The following is a 6,204-nucleotide window of genomic DNA, read 5'->3' as shown; positions in this document are numbered from 1 at the left end:
TTTTGCCCCCCTAGCCCCCCAAGCGAGGGATTGCTCGCTTGGGGGGAACAAAACTATCAAAGTCCCCCAGAATTGGGGGATTTAGGGGGCTTCAATAAAACCAAATGATCGCGCATTCATTCCTTAATTCAGCAACGCCTGAATTATAGCGTTTCTAGGATTTATGAGGTACGCTTCTCAACCTCAAAGTCCCCCTTGATAAGGGGGATTTAGGGGGATATCTTTGTACCTCATGGCATAGAGAATTGCTATATGCGATCGCAAAATAGTAAAGACAAAAAATTTTTTTTTTATTGAGCTTACAGAATCGACTAGTATAGCCAGTCCTAATGACAGCACATTTAAATTATAAAAAAGTCACTCAAAATGATACAACAAGCATTGTCCAAAAATTTTGCTCACACACAACCGATTTCATTATCAGAACATATTTGTCCCAACTGTGGAAACCAAGGATTGTCCTTATTTTATGAAGTACACAACGTACCAGTTCACAGTTGCTTAATGATGTCAACCGAGGAAGAAGCCCTAGACTTCCCTTGCGGTGATGTGGTTTTGGGATTTTGTGAAGATTGCGGCTTCATCACTAATGTTTCCTTTGATCCCAGGTGGTCAGCTTACGCTCCCAATTATGAAGACCAACAGAGTTTTTCCCCAACCTTCAATCAGTTTGCCCTTGATCTAGCCAATCATCTGATCGACAAATACGACCTTCATAACAAAGACATTATAGAGATTGGTTGTAGCAAAGGAGATTTCCTCTTGCTGCTGTGCGAATTAGGTAACAATCGCGGTGTTGGTATTGACCCGTCTGCTGTAGTAGGACGAGTCCATAGTGAAGCCGCTGACCGGGTCACCTTTATTCAAGACTATTACTCAGAGCGCTATGCTGAGTATGTAGGTGATTTTATCTGTTGTCGCCATACCCTGGAGCATATTTATCCTACTGCTGAGTTTATTAGTACCGTGCGCCGCTCCATTGGCGATCGCCTCAATACTGTTGTGGTCTTTGAGATCCCGGATACCATACGAGTACTGAAAGACTTAGCCTTTGAAGACATTTACTACGAACACTGCTCCTATTTTACCCCTGGATCCCTAGCGCGATTATTCCGCAACTGTGGTTTTGAAGTGACTGACCTGTATCGAGCTTATGGTGAACAATATTTGTTAATTGAAACCCGACCTGTCACCATTCCATCTGAGAAAGTACATCCTCTGGAAGAGAGTCTTGAGGAAGTTACTCAGCATGTCAAAAACTTCACCAATGAGATTAGCAAGAAGCTGGAGAATTGGAAGCAGCACTTAGAGCAGATACATGCTCAAGGCAAGCGTGTTGTAGTTTGGGGTTCGGGTTCCAAGTGTGTGGCTTTTCTAACCACTCTTGATACCACAGACAAAATTGAATACGTGGTAGACATTAATCCCCATCGTCATGGGAAATTTATCCCTGGTGTTGGTAAAAAAATTATGGCACCAGAGTTTTTGAAGCAATACAAACCCGATCAGGTGATTGTCATGAATTCCATATATTGTGATGAAATTCAGCAAATGTTGGATAAGATGGGAGTAACTACAGAGGTTATATCTCTATAAATATCAGTCATTAGTTATGAGGTAAGCATTCAGCTGTCAGCTATCAGCTGATAGCTGATACGCAACACGCTGATAGCTGAATACTTACATACGTTAAGCAAATATTTTTATGTTAAAAATGTTCAAATGAGTGCTGATCAACCCCGCTTAAGCATTGGATTACCAGTCTACAACGGCGAAGAATTCCTCAGAGAAGCATTAGATTCAATTTTGGCTCAGACCTTTGAGGATTTCGAGTTGATCATTTCAGATAACTGCTCGACTGACGCAACTGAGGAGATTTGCCGGGGAGCATCCCATTTTTGCCCATAACACTTTCAATTATGTTTTTAAACCCTAGTACTCTCGTTAGTTTGAGCCATGGATTTGCCAAATTGGGATGCTCCCATTTGCCGGGAGTATCAGGCTAAAGACAAACAGAAAGCACCCAGCAAAGTTTAGCAATAACGGAAGGCTTGCATACTTGCAGGTAAAAGAGTGTTTGTCATTTGTGATTTTTTCTTTTTTGGTCGCCCCTTCAGGCCAAAATGGCAAATATTATAATAGGTTTTCTGGTACAAAAAAGTATGGAAAGTGAATAGGCTTACCCAAACTTTTTGAGGATTAATTAATTGTTTATAGCGGTTTATACTCCAATGAGCTAGACCAGAAGTCTCAATTAACAAGCTTTTCAGCTTTAAGGTGTACCTCACCATACAAAAAAATATATTACCCCTTATTATCCCTTTCTAAGGGATACGGTTAACTTATAACTTTTAACATTCAACATTCAACATTCAACATTCAACATTCAACTTTAAAAATTAACCTGAATAATTTCAGTAATAAAAATAACCATGTACGACTTGGCGATTATTGGAGGAGGAATCATTGGCTTATCCACAGCCATGGCATTGGGTCAACGTTATCCAGATGCCAAAATTATGGTACTGGAAAAAGAGAGCAGTTGGGCTGCTCACCAAACTGGCAATAACAGTGGTGTAATTCATTCTGGAATCTACTACAAACCAGGGAGTTTCAAGGCTAGGTTTTGTTATGAAGGAAACCGCTCGATGGTGGCATTCTGCCAAAAGCATGGCATTGATTATGACATCTGTGGCAAAGTGATTGTAGCAACTGAACCAGAAGAAATACCATTACTGGATACTCTTTACCAAAGGGGTTTGGAAAATGGTATAGAGATTGCCAAGATTACTGGTGAAGAGGTTAAGGAAATTGAACCCCATGTCCGTTGTTTAGCTGGAATTCGAGTTTATTCGACTGGGATTGTAAACTACAAGCAGGTCTGTGAAAAATACGTTGAACTGGTGAGTGTCCAGGGAGGGGATTTACGTCTCAATAGTAAGGTTGAAAAAATCCTGGAAACTGGGGATGGTTTAGTACTGGAAACCAACAATGGTAACTATCCCACTCGCTTTGTAATCAACTGTGCTGGACTACATAGCGATCGCATTGCTAAGTTGGGTGATGCTGAGCCTCCAGCTAAAATCGTTCCTTTCCGGGGTGAGTACTATGAACTCAAGCCAGAGAAACGCTACCTAGTCAAGCACCTAATTTATCCAGTTCCTAATCCGAATTTTCCTTTCCTAGGGGTTCATTTCACCCGCATGATTGATGGCAGTGTCCATGCTGGACCCAATGCTGTACTTAGTTTCAAGCGGGAAGGCTATCGAAAGACTGATTTTGACTTGCGAGATTTTGTGGAGGTCATGAGCTATCCCGGTTTCTGGAAACTAGCTGTCAAACATGGAGACGCAGGAATTCAGGAAATCATCCGCTCCTTCAGTAAAGCTGCCTTTGTTAAGAGTTTGCAACGGCTGATTCCTGAAATCCAAGCAGATGACTTAGTTCCCACCCATGCTGGGGTCAGAGCTCAAGCCTTGAAAAATGATGGCAAGCTGGTGGATGATTTTTTAATTGTCAATAGTCCTAAAGCAATGCATGTTTGTAACGCTCCCTCTCCTGGTGCGACGGCTTCTTTGGAGATTGGTAATGCGATCGCTAGTGAAATCCCGACACTGAAAACTCTCGAAAGGATGATCTGACCCAAGTTTCCTTAAAAGCTATCAGCCGTCAGCTATCAGCTAACTGCTTATAGCTGATTATTTGTACTTTCCCTGTACTAGTCTCATGGAGTGAAAACTAGAAATGAACAGGTTATCTAACCACAACTGTCCTGTATGTGCCTCTGCCGATTTAGAGGTGTTTTTTGAGATGTTGGCGGTGCCAGTGTACTGTAATCTGCTGTGGCGATCGCGTCCAACTGCTCAAAACTGTTCCAAGGGAGATATCAAACTAGGGTTCTGTCCTAGCTGTGGTTTTATTAGCAACCTAGCCTTTGACCCTACTAAATTGGGTTATTGCCAGGACTATGAAAACTCCTTACACTACTCTCCCCGATTTCAAGACTATGCCCAATCCCTTGCCGCTGGATTGCTGAAGCGCCACAATCTCTACAATAAAGAAATTATTGAAATTGGTTGTGGCAAAGGGGATTTTCTCCTTTGCCTGTGTGAACTAGGTAATAACCGAGGAGTAGGTTTTGACCCGAGCTATGTTCCTAGGTCAGAGCATCAACAACTCCAGACTCAAGTCAAGTTTGTTCAAGATTTCTATTCACAGCTCTACCAAGAGTATCAAGCGGATCTAATTTGTTGTCGGCACACCCTAGAACACATTTCCAATCCCGCAGATTTGCTCAAGCCACTACGACAGGCGATCGGTTCTCGCCTTAATACCATTGTTTTCTTTGAAGTCCCCAACGCCTTAGATACCTTTCGCCATCTAGCGGTGTGGGACATTATCTATGAACACTGCTGCTATTTCGCCCCCTCTTCTCTAGGGCAAGCTTTTGTCAATGCTGGGTTTCAAGTTAGTGAAATCAAGGAGGCGTTTGGTGGTCAGTTCCTTTGCCTGGAAGCAAAGCCAGTCCATGGGGAAATCCCGAACAGCTATGGAAAACCGGATGAAATCGAGGTATTGGCTCGCGATATTGCCAGCTTTACCGCTAGGTTTCAGGAGAAGTTAGAAAGCTGGCAGCACAAACTGACAACCATCGCTCAAACTGGGAAAAAAGCCGTAGCATGGGGTGCTGGCTCGAAAGGGGTTACTTTTTTGAATCTGCTCAAGTGCCAAGATGTGATTGATTACATCGTAGATCTCAATCCCCGCAAACAGGGGAAGTACGTTGCTGGAACGGGACAAGAAATTGTGCCACCAGAGTTTCTCCAGGATTACCAACCTGATCTGGTTATTGTGATGAACCCTATCTATGAAGAGGAGATTCGACAGTTATGCAAAAATCTAGGTGTGAACTACCCCGACCTACTTCTTTGAGGTCGGGGCTTCCAGCTTGGCCTTTGGCCACGCTACGCGAACACGGAAGAATGCCTCAATTTGGACGGACGTCCGCGTCTTGGTCTTACTTCTTCTCCACTGGCGTTTACCTCCCCTGTCCCAGAGGAGGATAGCACTCTGATCCCTTCTGCTCTAATATTTTTAGCTGCATTACCATCTCTATCGTGGTGAGTTCCACAACTTGGACAAACCCAAGTCCTTACGTCTAGCGGCAACTCCTTGATGCGGTAATGACAATTAGAGCAGGTCTTGGAGCTGGGGAACCACCTGTTTATCTCAACCAACACTTTTCCTTCTTTTTCACATTTATAGGAAAGAAAGTTGACAAAAGTTCCCCAACCTAGATCAGAAATTGCTTTAGCTAGTTTATGGTTACGAACCATGCCCTTGACATTTAGATTTTCGACTACCACTACTTGGTTGTTGTCAACTATCTTTCTAGATAGCTTATGGAGGTAGTCTTGACGGACATTTCCAATCTGTTCGTATACCTTAGCTAAAATCTTTCTGGCTTTTATGCGCCTGTTACTACCCTTTTTCTTACGGGCAGCAATACGTTGCTTTTTAGCTAGTTTCTTTTCGTATTTAGCTAGGTGTTTTGGATTGCTAAACTTAGAAGTCTTTTCTCCATCATAGGTAATCGCAAAATCCTTAATGCCCAAGTCAATACCGATTACCTTCCCATCTGTAGATGGCTTGGCATCACCCAACTCATACTCCATTAGCACAGAAGCATAGTACTTCCCAGAAGGAGTCTTGCTAACCGTTACAGTTTTGATTTCCCCATCTAGTGGTCGGTGAATTACTGCTTTAACAACTCCCAACTTTCCAGGAAATTTAAGACAGTCGCCCACTTGTTTGACTTTTTGGGGGTACTGGATTGACTGACGGTGATGATATGACTTGAATCTAGGATATTTCGCTCTACCTTGGCCGTAGGCCACGCTACGCGAACAAAAAAGTTTTGATATGCACGACTGAGATTGAGACTCACAGATTGTAAAACCTGAGAGTAGCAATCTTTTAGCCATTCAGTTTCTTTCTCTTTTTTGAGTTTCGGCAGCATAGAGTTAAGTGCAGATTGTTTCAAGCCTTTGCCAGTTTCCTTGTAGGTTTCTATACACTGATTTAGTGCATAGTTCCACCACCAGCGAGCACACCCAAAATGTTGGGCTAATATATGAACCTGTTCTTGAGTGGGATAAATCCTGAGTTTGACGGCTTTATGTTTCACTGCGCTAACCTTCTTTT

3 protein-coding genes and 2 pseudogenes are annotated in these 6,204 nt (G+C 42.8%); 4 read left to right on the top strand and 1 reads right to left on the bottom strand.

Translation table 11 applies throughout. From position 1 onward, the window contains the following. Positions 1 to 366: 366 nt before the first annotated feature. The 4 genes and pseudogenes from LYNGBM3L_RS10580 to LYNGBM3L_RS10560 all read left to right on the top strand — a co-directional run bounded on the left by LYNGBM3L_RS10580 (position 367) and on the right by LYNGBM3L_RS10560 (position 4,932). A complete protein-coding gene (locus tag LYNGBM3L_RS10580; protein WP_008182243.1) occupies positions 367 to 1,596 on the top strand; it encodes a class I SAM-dependent methyltransferase in 1,230 nt (409 codons plus the stop codon). A gap of 126 nt (positions 1,597 to 1,722) precedes the next feature. After that, positions 1,723 to 1,884 (top strand): annotated as a pseudogene (locus LYNGBM3L_RS10575) (glycosyltransferase family 2 protein); the annotation flags it as partial. A 548-nt stretch (positions 1,885 to 2,432) separates the two neighbouring features. Continuing rightward, positions 2,433 to 3,641, top strand: coding sequence for an L-2-hydroxyglutarate dehydrogenase (gene lhgD, locus LYNGBM3L_RS10565; RefSeq protein WP_008182234.1), 1,209 nt, complete (start codon positions 2,433 to 2,435; stop codon positions 3,639 to 3,641). A 103-nt stretch (positions 3,642 to 3,744) separates the two neighbouring features. Next, positions 3,745 to 4,932 carry a class I SAM-dependent methyltransferase gene (locus LYNGBM3L_RS10560; RefSeq protein WP_008182232.1) on the top strand — a complete coding sequence of 396 codons (1,188 nt, stop codon included), beginning with the start codon at positions 3,745 to 3,747 and terminating at the stop codon, positions 4,930 to 4,932. 32 nt (positions 4,933 to 4,964) lie between these two features. Here the strand turns inward: LYNGBM3L_RS10560 and LYNGBM3L_RS10555 are convergent. Next, positions 4,965 to 6,187, bottom strand: a pseudogene (locus LYNGBM3L_RS10555) (RNA-guided endonuclease InsQ/TnpB family protein). Between the last annotated feature and the right edge of the window lie 17 nt (positions 6,188 to 6,204).

Source organism: Moorena producens 3L, from assembly GCF_000211815.1.
Taxonomy (GTDB): Bacteria; Cyanobacteriota; Cyanobacteriia; order Cyanobacteriales; family Coleofasciculaceae; genus Moorena; species Moorena producens.
Note: the sequence above shows the minus strand (reverse complement) of the source record. Positions and strands in the feature narration are given on the sequence as shown.

What these genes read in the sequence shown, in the direction of transcription:
- LYNGBM3L_RS10580 (WP_008182243.1), top strand. Translation starts at nt 367, where the DNA reads ATGATACAACAAGCATTGTCCAAAAATTTTGCTCACACACAACCGATT.
- lhgD (WP_008182234.1), top strand. Translation starts at nt 2,433, where the DNA reads ATGTACGACTTGGCGATTATTGGAGGAGGAATCATTGGCTTATCCACA.
- LYNGBM3L_RS10560 (WP_008182232.1), top strand. Translation starts at nt 3,745, where the DNA reads ATGAACAGGTTATCTAACCACAACTGTCCTGTATGTGCCTCTGCCGAT.